The 19,126-nt window shown below is 48.9% G+C and carries 28 protein-coding genes; 27 read left to right on the top strand and 1 reads right to left on the bottom strand.

The window, feature by feature from the left end; translation table 11 throughout:
- Position 1 precedes the first annotated feature (1 nt).
- The 13 genes from A3844_RS33005 (at position 2) to A3844_RS01785 (ending at position 7,153) form a co-directional block, all read left to right on the top strand.
- Complete coding sequence (locus A3844_RS33005) at positions 2-1,024, top strand: ICP22 family protein (RefSeq protein ID WP_074106426.1); 1,023 nt, start codon at positions 2-4, stop codon at positions 1,022-1,024.
- Positions 1,025-1,056: 32 nt separating this feature from the next.
- Positions 1,057-1,275 (top strand): IDEAL domain-containing protein, encoded by a 219-nt coding sequence (locus A3844_RS01845; RefSeq protein ID WP_074106425.1) that lies wholly within the window; start codon positions 1,057-1,059, stop codon positions 1,273-1,275.
- A complete protein-coding gene (locus A3844_RS01840) occupies positions 1,244-1,435 on the top strand; it encodes a hypothetical protein (protein ID WP_074106424.1) in 192 nt (63 codons plus the stop codon). Before A3844_RS01845 ends, A3844_RS01840 begins: the two co-directional genes overlap by 32 nt.
- 63 nt (positions 1,436-1,498) lie before the next feature.
- On the top strand, positions 1,499-1,672 hold the full coding sequence (locus A3844_RS01835; protein ID WP_167374615.1) for a hypothetical protein: 174 nt from the start codon (positions 1,499-1,501) through the stop codon (positions 1,670-1,672).
- Positions 1,673-1,689: 17 nt separating this feature from the next.
- Positions 1,690-2,127 (top strand): DUF5348 domain-containing protein, encoded by a 438-nt coding sequence (locus tag A3844_RS01830; protein ID WP_074106422.1) that lies wholly within the window; start codon positions 1,690-1,692, stop codon positions 2,125-2,127.
- A gap of 161 nt (positions 2,128-2,288) precedes the next feature.
- Positions 2,289-2,480, top strand: a complete 192-nt coding sequence (locus A3844_RS01825; RefSeq protein ID WP_074106421.1) for a zinc-finger domain-containing protein — start codon at positions 2,289-2,291, stop codon at positions 2,478-2,480.
- Positions 2,477-2,704 (top strand): hypothetical protein, encoded by a 228-nt coding sequence (locus A3844_RS01820; protein WP_074106420.1) that lies wholly within the window; start codon positions 2,477-2,479, stop codon positions 2,702-2,704. The genes A3844_RS01825 and A3844_RS01820 overlap by 4 nt, the downstream gene beginning before the upstream one ends.
- On the top strand, positions 2,701-4,203 hold the full coding sequence (locus A3844_RS01815) for a DNA cytosine methyltransferase (RefSeq protein WP_074106419.1): 1,503 nt from the start codon (positions 2,701-2,703) through the stop codon (positions 4,201-4,203). Before A3844_RS01820 ends, A3844_RS01815 begins: the two co-directional genes overlap by 4 nt.
- On the top strand, positions 4,200-4,418 hold the full coding sequence (locus A3844_RS01810) for a zinc-finger domain-containing protein (RefSeq protein WP_074106418.1): 219 nt from the start codon (positions 4,200-4,202) through the stop codon (positions 4,416-4,418). The genes A3844_RS01815 and A3844_RS01810 overlap by 4 nt, the downstream gene beginning before the upstream one ends.
- A complete protein-coding gene (locus A3844_RS01805; RefSeq protein ID WP_074106417.1) occupies positions 4,402-5,028 on the top strand; it encodes a hypothetical protein in 627 nt (208 codons plus the stop codon). Before A3844_RS01810 ends, A3844_RS01805 begins: the two co-directional genes overlap by 17 nt.
- Positions 5,029-5,060: 32 nt before the next feature.
- Entirely contained in the window at positions 5,061-5,618 is a 558-nt protein-coding gene (locus tag A3844_RS01800; RefSeq protein WP_074106416.1) for a hypothetical protein, read from the top strand.
- A 714-nt stretch (positions 5,619-6,332) separates the two neighbouring features.
- A complete protein-coding gene (locus A3844_RS33290) occupies positions 6,333-6,746 on the top strand; it encodes a hypothetical protein (protein WP_074106556.1) in 414 nt (137 codons plus the stop codon).
- A complete protein-coding gene (locus A3844_RS01785; protein ID WP_074106414.1) occupies positions 6,743-7,153 on the top strand; it encodes an ASCH domain-containing protein in 411 nt (136 codons plus the stop codon). Before A3844_RS33290 ends, A3844_RS01785 begins: the two co-directional genes overlap by 4 nt.
- A 2-nt stretch (positions 7,154-7,155) precedes the next feature.
- On the opposite strand, the gene A3844_RS01780 is transcribed toward A3844_RS01785, so the two are convergent.
- Positions 7,156-7,569, bottom strand: coding sequence for a hypothetical protein (locus A3844_RS01780; protein ID WP_074106413.1), 414 nt, complete (start codon positions 7,567-7,569; stop codon positions 7,156-7,158).
- A 114-nt stretch (positions 7,570-7,683) separates the two neighbouring features.
- Here A3844_RS01780 and A3844_RS01775 point away from each other — a divergent pair, with 114 nt between their 5' ends.
- From A3844_RS01775 to A3844_RS01710, 14 genes are all read left to right on the top strand, one after another.
- Positions 7,684-8,169 carry a hypothetical protein gene (locus A3844_RS01775; protein WP_042215813.1) on the top strand — a complete coding sequence of 162 codons (486 nt, stop codon included), beginning with the start codon at positions 7,684-7,686 and terminating at the stop codon, positions 8,167-8,169.
- Between the two features lie 311 nt (positions 8,170-8,480).
- On the top strand, positions 8,481-8,789 hold the full coding sequence (locus tag A3844_RS01770; RefSeq protein WP_074106412.1) for a hypothetical protein: 309 nt from the start codon (positions 8,481-8,483) through the stop codon (positions 8,787-8,789).
- Positions 8,790-9,154: 365 nt separating this feature from the next.
- Positions 9,155-9,511: a hypothetical protein gene (locus A3844_RS01765; protein ID WP_143191977.1), complete on the top strand. Its 357-nt coding sequence runs from the start codon at positions 9,155-9,157 to the stop codon at positions 9,509-9,511.
- A gap of 161 nt (positions 9,512-9,672) precedes the next feature.
- Complete coding sequence (locus A3844_RS32615) at positions 9,673-9,849, top strand: hypothetical protein (protein WP_167374614.1); 177 nt, start codon at positions 9,673-9,675, stop codon at positions 9,847-9,849.
- A 286-nt stretch (positions 9,850-10,135) separates the two neighbouring features.
- The gene (locus A3844_RS01755) at positions 10,136-10,807 is read left to right on the top strand and encodes a DUF4145 domain-containing protein (protein WP_083606637.1); all 672 of its coding nucleotides are present in this window, start codon (positions 10,136-10,138) and stop codon (positions 10,805-10,807) included.
- A gap of 74 nt (positions 10,808-10,881) precedes the next feature.
- Positions 10,882-11,700 carry a phage terminase small subunit gene (gene terS, locus A3844_RS01750; protein ID WP_074106409.1) on the top strand — a complete coding sequence of 273 codons (819 nt, stop codon included), beginning with the start codon at positions 10,882-10,884 and terminating at the stop codon, positions 11,698-11,700.
- A complete protein-coding gene (locus tag A3844_RS01745) occupies positions 11,697-12,959 on the top strand; it encodes a PBSX family phage terminase large subunit (RefSeq protein WP_074106408.1) in 1,263 nt (420 codons plus the stop codon). Before terS ends, A3844_RS01745 begins: the two co-directional genes overlap by 4 nt.
- Before the next feature lie 50 nt (positions 12,960-13,009).
- Positions 13,010-13,300, top strand: coding sequence for a hypothetical protein (locus A3844_RS01740; protein WP_074106407.1), 291 nt, complete (start codon positions 13,010-13,012; stop codon positions 13,298-13,300).
- A gap of 49 nt (positions 13,301-13,349) precedes the next feature.
- Complete coding sequence (locus tag A3844_RS01735) at positions 13,350-14,849, top strand: hypothetical protein (RefSeq protein ID WP_074106406.1); 1,500 nt, start codon at positions 13,350-13,352, stop codon at positions 14,847-14,849.
- Position 14,850: 1 nt separating this feature from the next.
- Positions 14,851-15,897, top strand: coding sequence for a phage minor capsid protein (locus A3844_RS01730; protein ID WP_074106405.1), 1,047 nt, complete (start codon positions 14,851-14,853; stop codon positions 15,895-15,897).
- A 71-nt stretch (positions 15,898-15,968) separates the two neighbouring features.
- The gene (locus A3844_RS01725) at positions 15,969-16,592 is read left to right on the top strand and encodes a hypothetical protein (protein WP_074106404.1); all 624 of its coding nucleotides are present in this window, start codon (positions 15,969-15,971) and stop codon (positions 16,590-16,592) included.
- 118 nt (positions 16,593-16,710) lie between these two features.
- The gene (locus A3844_RS01720; protein WP_074106403.1) at positions 16,711-17,379 is read left to right on the top strand and encodes a scaffolding protein; all 669 of its coding nucleotides are present in this window, start codon (positions 16,711-16,713) and stop codon (positions 17,377-17,379) included.
- Positions 17,380-17,394: 15 nt separating this feature from the next.
- Positions 17,395-17,976, top strand: a complete 582-nt coding sequence (locus A3844_RS01715) for a hypothetical protein (RefSeq protein WP_074106402.1) — start codon at positions 17,395-17,397, stop codon at positions 17,974-17,976.
- 34 nt (positions 17,977-18,010) lie between these two features.
- Positions 18,011-19,096, top strand: a complete 1,086-nt coding sequence (locus tag A3844_RS01710) for a major capsid protein (RefSeq protein WP_074106401.1) — start codon at positions 18,011-18,013, stop codon at positions 19,094-19,096.
- The last annotated feature ends 30 nt before the right edge of the window (positions 19,097-19,126 follow it).

Below are 19,126 nucleotides of genomic sequence, written 5' to 3'. Positions count from 1 at the left end.
CATGGGATATCTCGATTTTAAAGGATTGGTAAAAAAGGTTGACTTGAAGTCAGATGGTGATGTGAACATCTTGCTGGTTGTGGCCGGCGAAGATCTTCGCGGAAAGATTGAATGGCTGCATGAAATGATCGGAGACAAAGTGACAGCATCACTTGATTCTGCGGTTGTTAACTACAACATCGAGATCAATGCCCGGACGGAGAAGCCGATTAAGACCTACCGGGTGGACAACGGTGTTGTCTCCGAAGTGAAGCCAGAAGGCGAACAGCTTGCGATGGACCTGGGGCTGCCTGCGGAGAAGATCGAGATCAAACAGCTGCCGGCAGAGATCGAACTGGCCATCATCGAAGAGTTCATTCAAAGCGGATTGGCGCCGACATTCGAGGATTTGGATTTTGATTTCGTCGCCTTCTCCCTGCGCTTGGCGAGCGGAGAAACCTATATGAAGCTGGCTTCCGAGCTCGGGATCAGCAGCGGGAAAATCGTAGAGAAAATTGATGAATACCGCAAGCGTGTAGCCCCTTCCGCAGCAGCATGGCATGAATGGATGCAATCCCAAGGTGTATCCCCTTCAAAAGCAGCAGAGCCTGATCCAGTCACTGAAGATGGTGATTCCGCTGAAGGTGAGGTCGGAGATATTGTCATCGAAGAAGCTGACGGCGCGGTTCAAGACGGTGAAGGCGATGGGTTCACTCCTGAGTGGGAGAGCGGCGCTGACCAGGGGACAGGTGATCCGTCCGGTGAAGCAGGTCATGACCCTGCGGACCCGACTGATGCTGATGAAGTGGATAAAGAGGAGTTGGACGCCTTCATTCTGAAGGAACGCCCAATCTTCCCGGAAATCGAGCATCAAGGCCAGCCTATCCCGTTCCCGGACCTGATCGAGAGACGGGCCAAGGAAGACAAGACTTGGCTAGAGATCGCTGTTTCTCAAGGTATGACCAAGGGACAGTTCCAGTCGAGATACAACGCTTATAAGAAACTGGCAGCTAAGAAAATGAAGGGTGGCGGAGGAGCAGCGTAAGCTGCTTCTTCTCTTACAAAGGAGGGAGAGGCATGCGATTTCTCATTCTCTATGCACTTGCCTTGGACACTTACATTGAAGTGGTTTGGGAGACGGCAGTTCGTAAATACCGGAGTGAGCAGCTGCAACGACTGATTGATCAGGCGCTTGATAGCCGGGATGCAGACGCCTTCTATCAATACTCGGCGGAACTGGCCGGAGTAAGGGCGGTGCAGGCTTATGGGCAAGTCACATCAGCGTCCAAAGGATGAATCCATCCGGAAGTTAGCAGACCGGATCACCCGGGCAGTGAAGGCCCACGGAATCACGGTACAGCGGTATGATGCCTTCACCACCAACAGTGTTTATCTCAAATTCGATTACGGCGTGGTGAATAGCGTCCGGATCAGTGATCACAACGGCAAGAAGTAATTATCCTATCGATTCAATCTCCTGACTACGGTGGATCAGAGCTATGTTGAGCTGGATAAGCATTTGCGGTATTTCTACAGCACAGCTGACTTCGACAAGCTGATCGAAGACATCATCCAGAACCGCAATGACCAGGTCGAGAAGTACGGACCGCGGTATTATGAATTTCTTATTAAGCGAAATAAAGCGGCTAACACCGACACTAAAGGGTTTTGGAGCAAGGCCAGGATTGTATAAAACGGGAGGGATTCACTATGAAGAAAGTGATACACGATGCATTGGCAGGCCTGATGCCTAAGCTGCGTATGGTACAGGCAGCGATCGAAGGAGCGGAGGAAGGCTGGACAGAAAATTATGACCGCAATGATCCTCAGGACCAGTATCTGCGGAACGAGTATGGAGCAATTGGTGAACGGATTGATGACATCCGAACTGCATTTGATCTGCTGAATGCTCCAGTGGTAGCGGAAGGGCAACTCGCAAAGAACGGCTTGGGCCGCTATGAAGTCGGTGGTTTCGAATTGAATTCCGGATCGCGGGTTGAATACCTGCAACGTGGCGAACACGGATGGCCGGACATGTGGCGTGCAAGCCGGATCGAACACAACTTAGATTATTACATCGTCGCCGAGCCAGAGCTACCGTTGGCAGGGGTGTTGGTAAGGATCAAACGCGTAAAGCGCTTTGGTTGAGCTACGAACTGGCGCGCCGCGACTTCCCAGCAATTACGGATGGTAATGTGGGACACCGGCGCGCATCCGGTTCATCGACAGGAGGCCGAGGCTGAACTGCTGCGCCGCCGCTCCAAACGTTGGAGCAAGTTGAATCAGAAGATTAGGAGAGTGTATCGGAAATGAGCAGACTGCAGGCGGTATATGCAATAAGCGATATCCTTCAGCATTGCGGGTCTTGCCCTCAGCGAGCTGAATTGAATTTGATTCACGGCAGCACTTATTCCAAGATTGACGGATTCTGCAATCGGGAATGTCCTGTCGGCGGATTGCTGCAACTACAAGGCAAAGAATTGGTACGTGATCATACGTGATCGGCTGGACCCCAGAAGTACCCACCATCAAGCAGGCCTGCGGCCGGGATAACAAACTCCGCACCTACATCGTTGCAGGCAGCGAGTTTGAGATTGAGGTTATGCTCCGATCTGCCGGAGTTTTTACGGGGGTCATACATGAGCAGCATAACGAGGCACTGACCGGATATTACCGGATACTGAGGCCCCAAGAATACAAACAGGTAAGGGAGAGGTTCCCATGAGAGAGATCATAGTAGATTCTTTCGCTGGCGGGGGCGGGGCCAGTACAGGAATGGAACTTGCAATCGGCCGCAGCCCAGACATCGCCATCAACCACGATCCGGCAGCCATTGCTATGCACAAGGCAAATCATCCAGAGACAGAACATTATTGTGAAGATGTTTGGGATGTTGATCCCGTAAAGGCAACGCGTGGGCGTCCGGTTGGTCTGGCCTGGTTCTCACCTGACTGCACACATCACAGTAAAGCCAGAGGCGGGAAACCGCGCGAGAAGAAAATACGCGCCTTGGCGTGGGTCGTAATCCGGTGGGCAATTGCAGTGAAGCCGCGGGTTATCATCCTTGAAAACGTAGAGGAATTCCAAGACTGGGGCCCGTTGGATGAGGAAGGGCAACCGATTCCAGGTGAGAAGGGGCGTATCTTTGAATCATTCGTTGAGTGTCTCCGACAGCTTGGATATGAAGTCGAATGGCGCGAGTTGGTGGCTTGCGATTATGGAGCACCTACTTCTCGCAAGCGGTTGTGCATGGAAATGCGGCGTGACGGCAAGCCCATTGTCTGGCCGGAGCCGACACACGGAGCGCCTGACAGCCTGGAGGTACAGGCTGGGAAGCGGAAACCATGGCGGACAGCTGCTGAGATTATTGATTGGTCCCTTCCATGCCCCAGCATTTTTGATTCAGCTGATGAGATCAAACAGAAATACGGATTGACCGTTAAGCGCCCGCTGGCAGACAGTACACAACGGCGGATTGCTCACGGTACTGTGAAATTCGGTTTGAAAAACCCAAAACCGTTCATTGTAACCGTGAATCACTCAGGGGATGGATTCAGAGGACAAGGAATCGACCAACCGCTCGGAACAATGACGTCAAAAAACGGATATGGCCTGGTGCTTCCTTTCCTTACGAAATATCACGGGGAGATTAAAGGCCAAGAAGCTCGGGGGCAGACACTTGATAATCCTCTACTTACCCTGGATACTTCCAATCGGTTCGGGTTGGTCACTGCAAATATTATCAAGTTCCGGGGCACGAACATCGGGCAGTCTGTAAATGAACCTCTACAAACTATAACAGCCGGCGGCAATCATCATGGTTTGGTATATGCGTTCCTTGTGGCGTACTACGGGTCGAGCATTGGACAGGACTTGAACAGCCCGCTGCATACAATACCTACACATGACCGTTTTGGCCTAGTAATTGTCCACATTAAGGGTGAACCGTATGTGGTGGTAGATATCGGGTTCCGAATGCTGACTCCCAGGGAGCTTTATGCAGCTCAAGGATTCCCCAGCACCTATATCATTGATGGTTATCGGGCTAACGGCCGTCCTGTTCAGAAAGATCAGCAGGTAGCCAAATGCGGCAATTCTGTTTCGCCAGAAATGGCGAGAGCCAAGGTCCAGGCGAGCGTGCCGGAATTGTGTGTCGGCTCTGGCCGGGTACTGTCCCTGGAGAGATACAAGCCAGCAGCTGGGCAGATGGAGTTCAGCCTATGACCAAGAGAATAGATGTACTGCAGCAGATATTTGAAATAAGGGAAGGCCCCTGCAAAGCCTGCGGTATCCCTTCGGACATACTCCGGGAGCACCCCGGGCATTTGGCAAAGGCAGATAATTACTGCAATAAAGTATGCGAGCACGGCGCAAAGCTCCAGGAGCTCGGAAAGCAGCTGACACTGCCCCCGAGAAAAGGCAATGTTGCTGCTGGTTAGTGGCGCTACCCCGACAGTCCGGAAATATGCAGCATCCCCTAACCTGGGCTGCCTGCTAACCCCACGGTCCCGCAATTCGCTTGAATCTATGGCCGGGCTGCCGTGGGCAGCAGATAATGATTGCTTCGGCGGATTCGACAGCGCGGCAGAGTCGCGGTTCAGGGCAATGCTGACCAAAATCGCCGGAACCTCCCCGCTGTTTGTTACGGCGCCGGATGTAGTGGCGGACGCCGCCTGCACACTGGCGATGTTTGATACCTGGGAACCGATCATCCGGGAGCATGGCCTGCCTGTAGCTTTGGTGCTTCAGGATGGACAAGAAAAGCTGTGTATGCCCTGGGGGCGTTGTGAGGCGGTGTTTATCGGCGGATCTACTGATTACAAGCTGAGTGACACGGTGCGCTGGTTGGTCCGGGAGGCAAAGTGGCGGGGGAAATGGGTGCATATGGGCCGCGTCAATAGCCTGGAGAGGCTGCGGATTGCTAGGGATATGGGTTGCGACAGCGTTGATGGTACCGGGTATAGCAGATTCCCCGATGCCAACTTGCCCGGGGCACTCAAGTACCTGCAGCATGAGCAGTTAGTAATGAATTTTTATGAACCAATATAGGGGTTGTCATAGCCCCAGGGAGGACCAACGACATGGAAACACTCAGTTTCACTTATGAACCGTTAGCCCTGACAAGAATCTTCCTGCAGAAGTACGTGGAAGATTTTGTCCAAGGGAAGTTTTACAAGGCCAAACAATTTGCTATGTACGATTTCCTATATCAAATGAGTGATGAAGAGCTTGAAACCATTCTCGGTAATTATGTTTCTGCCTCCGGCGTGGAGTTCATCACTTTTAATGACTGGTCAGCGGAATGCGCGGCAATCTTTGAGCAGATTTGCAAAACCGAGAAGTACACAAAACTGGAGTTTGATCACAAGTGCAAGGGTTATGGAATAACGGGCCTAGGGGTTGTTGATAAATCTGACAATACATTCTATGACTGCCCGCGTGTTGGGCATTGGCAAAAAGTTCTGGAGATTGTTGAGTTCAAATATCCGGAGAAATTGAAACCACTTCGGCATTTCTGGACTTTTGAGAAAGAAATCGAGCACGCTGGATTCACACGGGAAGAAATTGAACATTTCATCATGAACAACTTCAGGTTAATTGGCGGCGGTAAATTACTGAATGAGTACTTAGGAGATTAATGCCCTAGGGAGGGAACAGACATGAGCTTAATTTACAGACGTAGAGCGAAGGCCCCCAAAAGAGCTTGGAGGCTCCTGAAACGGGTTACCGGGTTCCATCGGATTCATCATATTTACTGGTCTTACGGATGGAAGATCCCCCTTATCCGGCTAGGCTACTTTCATAATGACTCCTTCGGCCAGAAACACGGATACAAGAAGCTGAAGGGGCGCGGCATTGATTACCACGATTGCACAAAGACCGGGATTTATTAAACGGGAGGGTTAACCACCCTCTCCCCAAGTTATTTATCTTTATTCTTTTCTTTATCCCTATTAATTTTACGGATAACAAAAAACGCGAGTACAGCGGATGTTATTGACAGCACAGTTCTTACCCATTCATTTCTCACTTACGCACCTCCAGTAACCAAATAATAACATGTCCGAGGATGACGGCAAGTGCAATAGTTCACGGATTTATTCCCTATAAAGGAGCTGATAAGCAATGAGTGTAGCCTTGAACGTCTATGAGGTCACTTATCTGAATCCGGTGAGTATGAAGCATATTCGGTTATCCGGAGTGGGTTAACGGCTGGAAAAGTGAAGTATGCCGAGTACCTTGAATATTCAGATCCCTGGCCTGATACGACTTATATTGAATTTTTGAAGATGATTCGCTGCCGAAAGATAGGACAGTCTCAGCCAAGACCAGGTGAGGTCCTGCCGCCAGGCATGCCATGGCTTGAGAAACGGATTGAAACGGCAAATAGGCTGATCCGTGAGATCGGCAGCCGTGGACGTAAGTTCCTATATCACGATAAAGAGGATCGATACTCAGAATTTCACTGGGCTGGCGGGAGGCTCTGGTACACAGATCATTATTCCGACATGCCTTTGATTTTTGTACCGGGAGCTGAAGGCAAAACCAATGAGCAAAAGCATCGCTTCAGCAACGGCGGCACAATGTGGGGGTTGATTAACGACTTCCGGGATTATATCTTCGGAGACGATGACGCTAACCACAACAACGGGTACGGCGGCTTGTACTGCCCTCACTGGGGTTATCCGGAAGAGGATATGCAGGCCATCCGGCAACTGGCGGTAGAGATGGGATATCTGAAACCAAGAGAGGCGGCGAAGGCATGAAGGCTATAACCATCATACAGCCCTGGCCTACCAAGCATCGCGGTGAGCTCGCCATCCACGCCGGTATGAAGATTGACAAGGCCGCATGTGAGGAATCGGAGATTAAAGCAGCACTCGCCCGGTACGACCATACTGCGGACACACTTCCCACCGGGGCGGTGGTTGCCATCTCCCGGTTGGTGGACTGCCAAGAAATCCATATTGCCCATACAGGTGATGCGACGCTTCTGACCGGATTTGTGCCCACATTTTTGATCGACCAAGCGAGTAAGGAATTTACCTTCGGATGGTACGGGAATGGCCGTTATGCCTGGGAACTCGCGGACGTTAAGCAGTTGCCGGAGCTGATCCTTGCTAAAGGTCAGCAGGGATTATGGAATTGGACAAAGATATCCAATAGTAGATAATATTATTTTTTATATTTTTCTCTTAATCTCCTATCTCTGATAATTGATATTTGCTCCATATGACTTTTACGTATTGCCTGTTTTTCTTTGCGCATTTGGATTTCATATTCAATAGTTTTTATGTCGTTCACTAGATTGGACACTACTCTATTTTTTTTAGTAAAGAGAAAATATATACATGCGGAAAAGAATAGAAGAAACAAAAAAAATAAATTTCCTGTGCCTGTATAAGTTTTATTTATGATAATGCCTACTATGGTCAAAATTATTGTTATCGCCGATAACAACACACCAGATAGTTTCAACTCTTCCAACGTTGCTTCGTAATCAATCTTTATTCTCATTAATTGATCATCAGTGATATTGGGATTTAGCATAATGTACGCACGCATGCTCCTTCTGTTGTTACTAAACATCGAATTACCTCCATTTTTATGAATAGCAAAAGACCCCCATATCCTTGGCCGGGGCGGGGGTCATTTCGGTAAATCACTCCTCTTGACATTATAACATAAAGGGGAATGAGGGGAATGGCGATGGCATACGAGCAAGGGGAATTGTTTGCTAAAGCATCAGAGGAGGAGATTACAGAGACCGAGTTCTACCTCGAACGATATCGGGACATGATTTTGTTTATAGAAGATTTCAACGGATTCCAATCAGAAATGGCTCAGGTTGCGGTTGATGGAGAGGCTGCCCGTAGGCTGAGTGCGGACGAGCTGCACGCTGACAAGACGGCAAATGCGGTGATCTTGACAGAAAAGCAGAAGTGGATGTATGAGCGGTACCGCGTTTATACGTTCATGATCTTTCGGGCATATAACCTAATTCCGCACCAGGGAATAAAGAAGGTGATCAAGGCTCGCTTCATTGAAGGACACAACCGCAGTAATACGATCCTGTTTACTTACGCATCAGGTAGCACCGTGGACCGTTACATTGAGAGGGGAACCAAGATGATAGCGAACTCCCTGGTACAGATGGGATTCTTCGATGAAATTTTGAAGAGGAACTGATGAAAATATGGCGGAATAGCGGGGTTTTCTGAACATCACATGAGGAATTGACCGTGCTATATTGGTAATGTGGAAATCAGGCGAGAGTGACACGCACGGCTGCAGCAATGCAGCATTAACCGAGGCGTACCTCCTCTCGCTTTTTCCTTACTCTGTACTTGCACCTTGCGACATTTCCCTTGTCCCCCTAAGAGCCGTGACCATAGCGGTTAAAGTACGGATCATGGAGGCTTCCGGCCGCCTGAGTAAGTGCCGGATTAATTATTGTGGGTGGAAATAATAGGATCAAATAAAATTCGGGAGGGTTCAAAATGATTGGTATGCCAGTACAATGTGATAATTGCAAAGGTGGATTTCATATAGACCTGCAGCATCGCCGACTTGACGATTCGGTTGAGGAAACATATTTCACGTGTCCATATTGTCAGACAGAGTATCCTTCGTTCTATACAAATACTGCTGTTCGTGAGAAACAGCGTTCCATCAATCAATTGCGGGAACGATATAATGGTCTGAAGAATCCTGAAAAACGTGATTCGCTCCAGGAAAGAATCGAGCGGGAGCAGGTTGAAGTCAGCGTAATGATGACTGAGCTTGAAATGAAATATAAGTCGAATTAAACATGCGGGGTGTCTGGACGCAACGCCAGCAAGAACCGGGCCGAAGCCGGGGTTCAAATCCCTGCCCCCGCTATTATCGAATCAGTGAGCAATGAAGAGAGAGAAAGAGATTTCTCGGAATGAATCGCCCGTTATCAACTGTGGCGGCTTTGACTTCGATTTCTCAAGGTCAGTAAAATGGTCTTGTTCTCCTCTGTAACAAAGTCCGTAAAGATTTTAAGCAAAGAGCGCAGCGCATTTGCTGCGGATGCGAAGCGGACGCCGTTCTAAAAACCGGAATCGCCGCACGATTGAACTGAATACATATTCCGAAGTCGCTCATTATCATTGGGCGGCTTTTTTATTATGAGGAAAGGGTGATTCTTGTGGAGATAACAGCAGAGCTTGAGGATCTTGAAATGACCTGTGAAGAGGTCGCATCAACTCTCGCAGGACCATATAGGCTCAATAAGAAGGAGCAGCGTTTGCTCGCTTATCTGCTGGATGACAGCAAGAGCAAAATTATCCGCGATATCTGCAAAGCACTTAAAACCACGACCTGGACGCTGCTCGGCAAGACGAAGCCCGAGCTGATAAGGAAGATTGAGGCTGTTGGTTCCGAAGCATGGAAACGGGACCTGGAAGCTGCGCTTCAATCCAGCTCGGTTTATAAACGTGAAGTGAGCCAATGGCTATATCTGTATACACGAAAGGATGACAATCATGGTGAGAAAGCAGAATAGCATCCGTCCTCCACTGCAGGTGCATCCGAAGCAGCCGAAGAAGTGTGTGGGCTGTATATGGGGAGAATGGACAGGGACGAAGCAGTTTTGTTCCAGAGTGAAATGTCAGAAGGAAAAAACTTCCTGGACGTCGAAATATGATGTCGAAGGGAGGGATAAGTATGAGTAAATCAAATGTTGAGGTAGCCGCAGAAATCGTGCAGTCACTGATACAAGCTAGAGCAGCAGCTATTGCACCTACTACCGGAAGCCGCGGCGATTTTATTAATTTATATTTGAGTGACGATGCGATAGCAAAGACATACGAAGCTGTTTTAAAAGCAGTTAACAATTCGTAGGACAAAGAATAACGAATGAGCACCTTAGGGTGCTTTTTTCATGTTGATATATGACCTTCTGTGAGACGATTTGAGCGTTTGAGACGGAGAACGTCCGTTTGTTAGTATGAAGCCAGAGAAGGGCAGCGCGGCACAAACCAGACAGCGTGCTTACGGATTACAGCCAGACCCTACAGCGAAACCGACATAACATAAGTTTCGCATTGACTGCTACTTTATTCTGCCTTGACTAGCCTCTTAAATTGTCTGATACTGGAACATGAAGTCATTTTTTAGGGGGCAAATTATGAGCAGAAGTATTAAGTATGCACGTCCTGGAGATGGAAAGTATTCAGCTGAGTATTTTACTAATGTGAATCGATATCCTGATAAATGCCCCATTTGCAATGTTGTTCTAGAACCCAGAATTATTTATGCTAGTTACAGTATAAATGGAAATTCCGAAATAGTATTTTTTTGTACTAAAAGAGAGTGCCAATCTCTTTTCATTTCGTATTATTTTTCAGGTGACATAACTGAATGGCAATATCTGAGAAGTGCCCCACACAATCTTGTAACACCAGAATTCAGTGAAGAAATAAACGAAATTTCACCTCTATTTAAAGTAATTTATGGACAAGCTTACATTGCAGAAAATTCTGCATTAAATCATATTGCTGGAATGGGCTATAGAAAGGCATTGGAATTCTTGATAAAAGATTACTTAATTAATTTTCTTGAAAAAGAAAGAGTATCAATTGAGAAAAAGCTTTTGGGGAAATGCATCAAAGATGATGTCGACAACTCAAATATAAAACAGGTTGCTGAAAGGGCTGTGTGGATTGGAAATGACGAGACACATTATGTGCGAAAATGGGAAACCAAGGACGTCTCTGACTTAAAAAAGCTAATCGATGTTACAGTTCATTGGATTTCATCAGAGATAATCACCAAAAGAGTAATTGAAGAAATGCAGTAGTAACAACGGCACCTGAGTTAATTCAGGTGCTTTTTCTTTGCTTTAAAACTAATGCCGGGGGTGGTGAAATGTAAATGCCAAGAGAAAGAGACCCGAAAAGGGCAGAAGCAGAAAAGTTGTGGCTGGACAGCGGCGGGCAGCTCGATCTTGTGGAAATTGCTGCTTCGCTGAATGTGTCTGCGGGAACGATCCGAGGCTGGAAGAGTAAGGATAACTGGTCAGGTCAATTAAACGGAACGTTCCGAACTGATGAAGGGAGCGCTCCGAATAAACCGGAACGTTCTAAAAGAAAAATAGGCGCACCGAAGGGAAACAAGAACGCCGTCGGCAATCGCGGCGGTGCTCCTCCCGGCAGTAAGAATGCGCTCGGCAATAAGGGCGGCCATGGCGGACCATACCGAAACGATAAGGCCGTTACTCACGGCTTCTTCCGCAAGTTCTTGCCTGACGACACCGCCGAGATCATAGAGCAGCTTGAAACCCGTTCTCCTATTGATATGATGTGGGATCAGATCACGATTCAGTATGCCGCCATACTCCGGGCGCAGCAGATTATGTTGGTGAAGGACCGGGATGATATAACGAAGGAATTGAAGAAGTCCAAGTTGGTCACTACCGAGAAATCGGATAATGAGGAAACCGAGTGGGAAATTCAATTCGCCTGGGATAAACAAGCCACCTTTCTGACTGCTCAGAGCAGGGCGATGACCACTCTGCAGAACCTCATCCGGCAGTATGACGAGATGTGCCGGCAGGATGGAGCGGATACAGAACATCAACTCCGCGTTGAGAAGCTCAAGAAGGAAATTTCGATTCTTGATAAGAAAGGCGGAAGTGACGGCAGTAAGCCTCCTCTTCACATCATTGTTGATTACGGGGATGATGCATCATGAGTGCTCCGGTAGTTGTGGCGTTCAACTCTCACTTCAAGATCATTAACCGCTCCAAGCATCGGTACAGGGTTATGCGTGGGAGTGCCGGATCTGGCAAATCCGTTAATATAGCACAGGACTTCATTCTGAAGCTTGGCGATCCGAAGTACGAGGGAGCCAACCTGCTGTGCGTACGGAAGGTCAATGAGACTAACCGGAACAGTACTTATGCGGAGCTGGTCGGAGCGATCAACCGTATTTACGGTGACCGGGCAGATGAATATTGGGAAGTTCTTCGTTCGCCGCTGCTGATCCGCAGCCGGGTGACCGGCAATGAGATCATATTCCGCGGCATGAACGATGTACGGGACCGTGAAAAGGTCAAATCTATCACCTTCACAAAGGGGAAACTGGTATGGATCTGGGTGGAGGAAGCAACCGAGCTGCAGGAATCTGATGTAGATATCCTTGATGACCGGCTGCGCGGCGTTCTACTGAACCCATATCTCTATTATCAAATCACCTTCAGTTTCAACCCGGTATCGGCTTCCCATTGGATTAAGAGGAAGTACTTCGATTACTCGAGTCCGGACATCCTAACGCACCATTCCACATATCTGCAGAACCGGTTCATTGATGAAGCCTATCATCGTCGTATGATGATGCGTAAGGAACAGGATCCGGAAGGATATGAGGTTTACGGACTGGGTGAATGGGGCGAGCTTGGCGGCCTGATCTTCAAGAACTTCATTGTCCATGACTTCGATACCTCCTTCGGGATGTTCGACAGCATGCATCATGCACAGGACTTTGGTTTCAACCATGCAAACGCCATTCTCACGGTCGGTGTCAAAGACGGTGAGTTTTTTGTGTGCAATGAGATATACGTCCATGAGATGGCGACAGACGGGATCATTGAATTGGCTGATCGGCAGGGCCTTAGCAAGTATCTGGCGATGTACTGCGATTCTGCCGAGCCTGACCGCATTCAGATGTGGCAGAATGCCGGATATAATGCTTCCGGTGTCATGAAGGAGCCGGGCAGCGTGCAGGCTCAGATCGATTACCTTAAGCAGCGAAAGATTCACATTCATTCGGATTGCGTCAACACCATTAAGGAGATTCAGCAATGGTCATGGCGCAAGGACCCGAAGACAGGGCTTTATCTGGACGAGCCGGTCAAGGTGTTCGATGATGCAATGGCCGCGCTTCGCTATTCGGCAGAGCCGCTGAGACGGCCAGAGTTGCTATACGCTAATCAACGGCCTTCGGGCTGGTAATCTCTGATATAATAAAAGCGGAAATTACCATATCAGAGGAGTTGTATTTATTGAACGAATTTAAAATTAAAATTAACAGAACTTTAGTTCAGGAACGCAAGCAAGGATCCTATCACAGAGAAAGTAGTGCTCTAGAGTTTGTGACCTCATTGCCTTTTGTGCCGTTTGCTGGAATGAAGTGGGTTGACAAACAAAAAGGAATTAACTTTACAATCACTAATGTAACTTGGTCAGGTGATGAAAATGCTTTTCTACTAAGCCAAAGTAATAATGAGCTTACTGAAGATGAAGTAAAAGAAATAATAGTAACTGCTAGAGAACAAGGTTGGAAAACAATTTAGTCGCTCAAATGAGCGACTTTTTTTATTGCCAAGAAAGGAGGAATGAACCGTGACCATCATTTACAGCAAGAAGCGTTTCCCGCCGCCGCCCTATGACGTTGAAGTTGAGGACATGAACTATTACCGTCTGCTCTATGGTGGGGATCACGACCAGATATTCCCGCGGGCTCGCAGCATCCAAACGACGGAGCGGGTGTTTCGGCGGTCGCGGCCGGGGTTAATTCGCCGCGGCATGAGCGCGGACATCAAGATAACAAGCGAGCATCAGTATGTTGTGGTCAACTTCGCTTCTCTTGTGGCTGAAGTTCCGGCGGACCTGATCAACCGGGCGCTCGGCAATTTGTCGGCGGATGTGGAAGCTGGCCCGGAGTTGGAGTTTGTTTCTGCAGTGGTCACCGCCTCCAAGCCTAACGATAAGATTTGGGCAGCGGTCACGCAGCATCAGGTCGACGGTCTGATTGCTTACCGGATCCGGCGGAGTGCCAAGGGTAAGGTCTGGTTTGAATGGGTGCTCGGTGATCGGTACTTCCCGCATGAGGACGGGAACGGCGCCGATCTGGCATGGATTGAGAAGTGGGACGATGGTAAGGGCGGCGAATTGAAGTTCTTGCGGGTGGAGCGGCAGGAGCTCAGTGATGAAGGCCTTACCATTCAGCAGCAGGTCTATAAGATGGACGGTGACAGCGTTGGTGATCAGATCGATATCAGCCAGTATGCTGCTGCTTATGAGATCGAAATCCCGGATGATGAGACGCTGAAGGATGTCAGTGAGTTGCTCTGTGGATTCGTCATCAACGATGAAACCCTGCTTCATCCCCGCGGGCGGTCTGCTCTCCGGAACATTGATACCATCCAGGAGGAGATCAACTGGACCATCACCAGGGACAGCATTGTCTTTGACAAGCACGGCAAGCCGAAGCTGGCAATCCCTCGGGCCCTATGGGATACGGTCGCCAATCAGAACCAGCGGGATTATGGTGCTCGGTTTGTTCGCGGGGCTGATCTGGAGGTTGTCAGCTTTGACGAGAAGACCGGGGCCATTCCGCAGTACATCACCTGGGATGCCAAGACGGATCAGTCCTTCAAGCATGTGGAGCGCCTGATCCGTTACCTGCTGGCTGTGTCAAAGACTTCCGTCCAGGCCGCCGGCCTTGAAGATGCCAAAGGAGATACCGGCATTGCGCTGCTGTACCTGTGGATTCAGTCGGTTATAAAGGCCGAGGCGATCAAGGATAAGTTCGACTCAGCTATCAAAGACGCCATTCGGAAGTGCATGCTGCTGGAGAATGCGATCGGCAAAGGTGGTCTGAAGCCTGTTAACCCAGTCATTGAATGGGGAACCATACTGCCGAAGGCTGAGAGCGAGAAGGACGAGGAAGAGAGCAAGAAATACGTTGATGGCGTCCAATCGCTTGAAACCACGGTCCGCCGGCTGCATCCGGACTGGTCAGAGGAAGCAATTGCTGCCGAAGTTCAGAAGATTCAAGATGAGAAGACTGTCGATAGCTTGAATCCAACCTTTGCGCAGCCGCCAAAGGTAACGGTGTAGGATGGCTACCACAGAAGAACTGATCACGCTGTTCGAAACGGGCGGACTCCGGCTCTTGGATCTGGTTGCTCAGCTTCAGGACGGCAGTATTTCAAACCGCCGTAAACAGGAATTATTTCGTCAGGTCGATGCGATCATCTCGGAGCTAACCAATAACGCTGGGCAAGGATTGGCCGATCTGATTGGTACCGAGTACCGGGGCGGAGCTTCTGCGGCAATTGAGCAGATGCTGGCAGCGGGGCTTGCTCGGGAAGCGCTGGATATAACCATTAAGGCAATCACGCACCAGCGAGCGGCTCAGGCGATTTCAGACGAAGCCTTTTATTCCATTTTGGAAGCATCGGAGCACATGAGCTGTGATGCTAAGCAGCGCATCGTGGATGCTGTAAGGATTGCGAATGAGCAATCACTTATCCAAGGAGTAAACCGACGTCAGGCCACTCAGAACGCCATTGCTCAGGTGAACAAGCAGGGGATTACCGGCATGGTCGCGAAAAATGGTGCCCGCATCCCGGCTGAAAAGTACATGGCTGGGGTTATCCAATACCATCAGCGCAAGGCTCATGTCGCCGGTACCGAGAACATGGCTGTGCAGAATGGGCAGGACCTGGTGTACATCAACTTCGTCGGCATCACCTGTTCGCTGTGTGCCAAGTATCAGGGCCGTGTCTACAGCATAAGTGGTAATGATTCGCGCTTCCCGAGATTGGAGCGGCGTCCGCCGTATCACAGCCATTGTGTTCACTCCATTTCAGTATGGGTGGAGGAATACACGCCTGGTGCCGAGGTTGAGCAGACCATCAAGGACAGCAATCGGGCATTTGAGGATAACCGCACTGAAGCCAACATGAAGCGGTACAACGAACTGCAGCGGGAGAAGTCGCTGAAGAATGAGACACGTAAGCAATGGATCAGGTACAAGGCCACGCTTCCGAATGACACTCCGGACCTGAAACAGTTTGCCAGCAATAAGGTGCGCGGTACCAAGAAATACGGGGAGCTGCAGGATCTCTACCGGGCTGCGAACATTGAGATTAAGAAGAAGTGAGAGAATGGATGAAGGTATTTCAATTCAAATGTTGAAATCTGTAATAAACGATATTCAAGGAGGCAACTTGATTGAAATTCTGGAAGCCATTCTTCACTGTAATGATTATTTTAGTACCTTCTTTATACTTTGGTTACGAAGGTAAAGCCGCAGAAATGGGTATCGCATTGGCTGCAGGTGCCTTAGCGGCTGCATTTCTCAATCTTGATAAGCTTCAGAGCTTTAAGGGGGCTGGGATTGAAATAGAATTGAAGAAAGCTGTTGAAGAAGCCTATGCTACCATTGAAAGTTTAAAAAATGTGGCTGAACCATTATTCCTTACTGCAATTACTAATCTTACTTATGGAAAAAGGCTCTCTGGAATACCTCAAGAGCAAGAACGGCATTTAATTACATCTATGGAAGAAGTAATTAAGACGACTAATCTCGTTAATCCTGATTTGGATAATGCAATTAAAGAATTTTATATTCACGAAACATGGGACCGTTTTTCGAAATTGATTGATATTGTTAGAAAAAACAATGTTTCTGTCTCAGATAAATTAAAAGAATTAGTTGATAGGAAGGAGACTTCTTATCCCAGTGAGGAGAGGATCAATCAAATATTAGGTGAAGTACCTGAAGAAATTGCATTGTCTGTAAAAGAAGCAATTAATAATTACGTCTATTATAAAGAAAATCAAAAAGATAGATAAATAGGATCAATTAACGAGTCGCTCATATGAGCGGCTTTTTCTTTTGTCCAAACCGTGGCATGACTTTAAACTGCCTATCGAGGAAGCCTACCCGGGCATAAAACAGGAGGTCAATACCGTGAAAGAATATATCGCTAAAAAAGCATCGCGTTTTCCTTTGGACTTGCAGTTCTTTGCTGAGGATCCGCCTGCTGATCCACCAGCAGATCCGCCCGTCGATCCACCGGGAAAGACCTTCACTCAGGCTGAACTTGACGCAAAAGTTCAGTCCCGCCTTTCCCGTGCTGAGAAGGCTGCGAATCTGGCTCTTGCCAAAGACTTTGGTTACGACTCAGTTGAAGCCATGCAGACCGCCCTTAAGCCGAAGGGCAAGGAAAAGGAAGACGGGAAACTTGATCCCGCAGAAGTCAGCCGTCTGGTTGATGAGCAAATCAAGGAGCGTGAGAAGGAACAGAATCAGAAGACCTTCAAGCGCCTGCTAAACGCCGAGGTGAAGGTACTGGCAAACGAACTCGGGTTTGTCGATTGGGAGGATGCAACACTCGCCGATCTTTCTGCTGTTAAAGAGAATGAGAAGGGCGAGCTGGAGGGTGTCAAGGAAGCGCTGGAGGCACTGGCAAAGAAGAAGCCACACCTGCTGAAAGCCAAACCAACTGCTGGACGTTTTGGTGCAAATGTTCTGAACTCCCCGGATCAGAAGAATTCAGCGCTTGAGAACATCAAGAAAATTGCCCAAAACGACAGAACTGCAACTGCAGCTGCTAATGATCCTTGGGCAAAAAAATAAGGAGGAATACTTGTTATGAGATTACAACCACGTCCACTCTTTGAAGTGGAAGGAGATTATGAAATCTTCGCTTCGATGGAAGTTGTCCGGTTTATTACGAACGGCGCCACAGTCGATTATACCAAGGTACCTGCTGACGCCAACGGTAACCGGATCATCCAGAAGGGCATGCCGATGGCGAAGATCACTGCATCCGGAAAGTATCGTCCATACACTGGTGGGCTGGCGCTTACGGCCAATGTCGCGGCTAACGCAACCACTGCTGTTCTGAATGATGTTAGCAGGCTCGTTGTTGGCGATATCGTCACCTTCTACAACGGCACAAATACCGAGCCGAAGACCATCACCGCAATTAATACCGGTACTAAGACGATCACCTTTACAGCAATCACCAATGCCTACACCACTGCCAACGGTGTGCTGACCAATACTGACGGTGGTGATACTCCGACATTTATCACAGTCCGTCAGACTAACGTCAAGGATGGCGATCATGTCATTGGAGGCGTTGAAGTAGCAAAGCTGATCTCTGCTCGTCTGGCCGTTACTGTTGATGCAGCCCTGAAGGCCAAGATGCCTGGCATTACGTTCGCTTAATCAAAATCACCCACCTGAAAGGACTGAATAACATATGGATCCAGAACTGTTGTTGTTAGAAGAGGCGTTGTCCGGGGAGGAACTGCTGGTTTATGCATCCAACCTCACGATTCAGAATGATTATTGGCAGAACATCCTGTTCCCGCCACTGCAAACGGACGAGCTTACTGTTGATGTGATCAAGTCGGCTTCTACGCTGCCTGTTATGGCGCAGATTGCTCACCTTGGGGCAGAAACCAAGTACGGTTCCCGTGAAGGTATATCCGGACAGCGTATTGAGATCCCGAAGATTCAGCGGGGACGATGGATGGATGAAAAACTGATTCGTCTGCTTCTGATGGCAAGTCAGGCAACCGGTCTGCGAAGACAGGAGGTTGCCAGCATCGTCCGTGATCAATTGGATGATGCGAAATATGCTGTATCAAGTATCCGGGCCCGTAAAGAGTGGATCGCTATGCAGGCAGCGAGCCTCGGTGCTGTAACCTATGTTGAAGACGATGTTCGCATTGCTGTCGACTACGGTTTCACCAATGATCAAAAACCTGTCTTGAGCGGAACGGATCGCTGGAGTGATCTGGTGAATTCCACGCCACTTCTCGACATGCAGACATGGTTTAACATCCAGAAAGCCCGTGGCGTAATTCTGGAGCGTGCATTCACCAGCCAGACTGTCCTCTCGTACCTGCTGAATAACCTCTCCATGCGGCAATTCTATTTCGGCAACCCAACGGGGACAGCAGTGCCGCCTCAATTGGATTCGAGCCAACTGGATCAGATCACTGACCGCATGAAGCTGCCACGCATCCTTTCCTATGATACTGTAGCGCGGACAGAGAACACTGGCCTCGTCAATGGCAAAACCAGCTACAGCACTGTGCGCATGACTCCAGAAGATCGGTTTGTAATGCTCCCAGGAGGCAAGCTTGGTGACTACCTGTGGGCAGAAACAACCGAATCACTGGTATCCGGCATCGAGCCTGAGTTAACGGCTGAGAACGGCATCTATGTGTTCCGGGATCTGGTCAGCAAACATCCGCTGCGGCTTCGCACTGTGGGCGTGAACCTGGCATTCCCTTCGTTCCCATATGCCGATTCTGTTATGAGCGCGACCGTAATCTAGGGAGCTCCTTCGGGGGCTCTTCTTTTTATC

Source organism: Paenibacillus helianthi, assembly GCF_001909055.1.
GTDB lineage: Bacteria > Bacillota > Bacilli > Paenibacillales > Paenibacillaceae > Paenibacillus_AQ > Paenibacillus_AQ helianthi.
Note: the sequence above shows the minus strand (reverse complement) of the source record. Positions and strands in the feature narration are given on the sequence as shown.

Excerpts from the sequence above, each read along its gene's own strand:
- terS (WP_074106409.1), top strand. The coding sequence starts at position 10,882 with ATGCCAAGAGAAAGAGACCCGAAAAGGGCAGAAGCAGAAAAGTTGTGG.
- A3844_RS33005 (WP_074106426.1), top strand. The coding sequence starts at position 2 with ATGGGATATCTCGATTTTAAAGGATTGGTAAAAAAGGTTGACTTGAAG.
- A3844_RS01710 (WP_074106401.1), top strand. The coding sequence starts at position 18,011 with ATGGATCCAGAACTGTTGTTGTTAGAAGAGGCGTTGTCCGGGGAGGAA.
- A3844_RS01830 (WP_074106422.1), top strand. The coding sequence starts at position 1,690 with ATGAAGAAAGTGATACACGATGCATTGGCAGGCCTGATGCCTAAGCTG.
- A3844_RS01840 (WP_074106424.1), top strand. The coding sequence starts at position 1,244 with ATGGGCAAGTCACATCAGCGTCCAAAGGATGAATCCATCCGGAAGTTA.
- A3844_RS01775 (WP_042215813.1), top strand. The coding sequence starts at position 7,684 with ATGGCGATGGCATACGAGCAAGGGGAATTGTTTGCTAAAGCATCAGAG.
- A3844_RS33290 (WP_074106556.1), top strand. The coding sequence starts at position 6,333 with ATGCCATGGCTTGAGAAACGGATTGAAACGGCAAATAGGCTGATCCGT.
- A3844_RS01755 (WP_083606637.1), top strand. The coding sequence starts at position 10,136 with ATGAGCAGAAGTATTAAGTATGCACGTCCTGGAGATGGAAAGTATTCA.
- A3844_RS01815 (WP_074106419.1), top strand. The coding sequence starts at position 2,701 with ATGAGAGAGATCATAGTAGATTCTTTCGCTGGCGGGGGCGGGGCCAGT.
- A3844_RS01810 (WP_074106418.1), top strand. The coding sequence starts at position 4,200 with ATGACCAAGAGAATAGATGTACTGCAGCAGATATTTGAAATAAGGGAA.
- A3844_RS01730 (WP_074106405.1), top strand. The coding sequence starts at position 14,851 with ATGGCTACCACAGAAGAACTGATCACGCTGTTCGAAACGGGCGGACTC.
- A3844_RS01780 (WP_074106413.1), bottom strand. The coding sequence starts at position 7,569 with ATGTTTAGTAACAACAGAAGGAGCATGCGTGCGTACATTATGCTAAAT.
- A3844_RS01845 (WP_074106425.1), top strand. The coding sequence starts at position 1,057 with ATGCGATTTCTCATTCTCTATGCACTTGCCTTGGACACTTACATTGAA.
- A3844_RS01825 (WP_074106421.1), top strand. The coding sequence starts at position 2,289 with ATGAGCAGACTGCAGGCGGTATATGCAATAAGCGATATCCTTCAGCAT.
- A3844_RS01805 (WP_074106417.1), top strand. The coding sequence starts at position 4,402 with ATGTTGCTGCTGGTTAGTGGCGCTACCCCGACAGTCCGGAAATATGCA.
- A3844_RS01785 (WP_074106414.1), top strand. The coding sequence starts at position 6,743 with ATGAAGGCTATAACCATCATACAGCCCTGGCCTACCAAGCATCGCGGT.
- A3844_RS01800 (WP_074106416.1), top strand. The coding sequence starts at position 5,061 with ATGGAAACACTCAGTTTCACTTATGAACCGTTAGCCCTGACAAGAATC.
- A3844_RS01715 (WP_074106402.1), top strand. The coding sequence starts at position 17,395 with ATGAGATTACAACCACGTCCACTCTTTGAAGTGGAAGGAGATTATGAA.
- A3844_RS01745 (WP_074106408.1), top strand. The coding sequence starts at position 11,697 with ATGAGTGCTCCGGTAGTTGTGGCGTTCAACTCTCACTTCAAGATCATT.
- A3844_RS32615 (WP_167374614.1), top strand. The coding sequence starts at position 9,673 with ATGAGTAAATCAAATGTTGAGGTAGCCGCAGAAATCGTGCAGTCACTG.
- A3844_RS01770 (WP_074106412.1), top strand. The coding sequence starts at position 8,481 with ATGATTGGTATGCCAGTACAATGTGATAATTGCAAAGGTGGATTTCAT.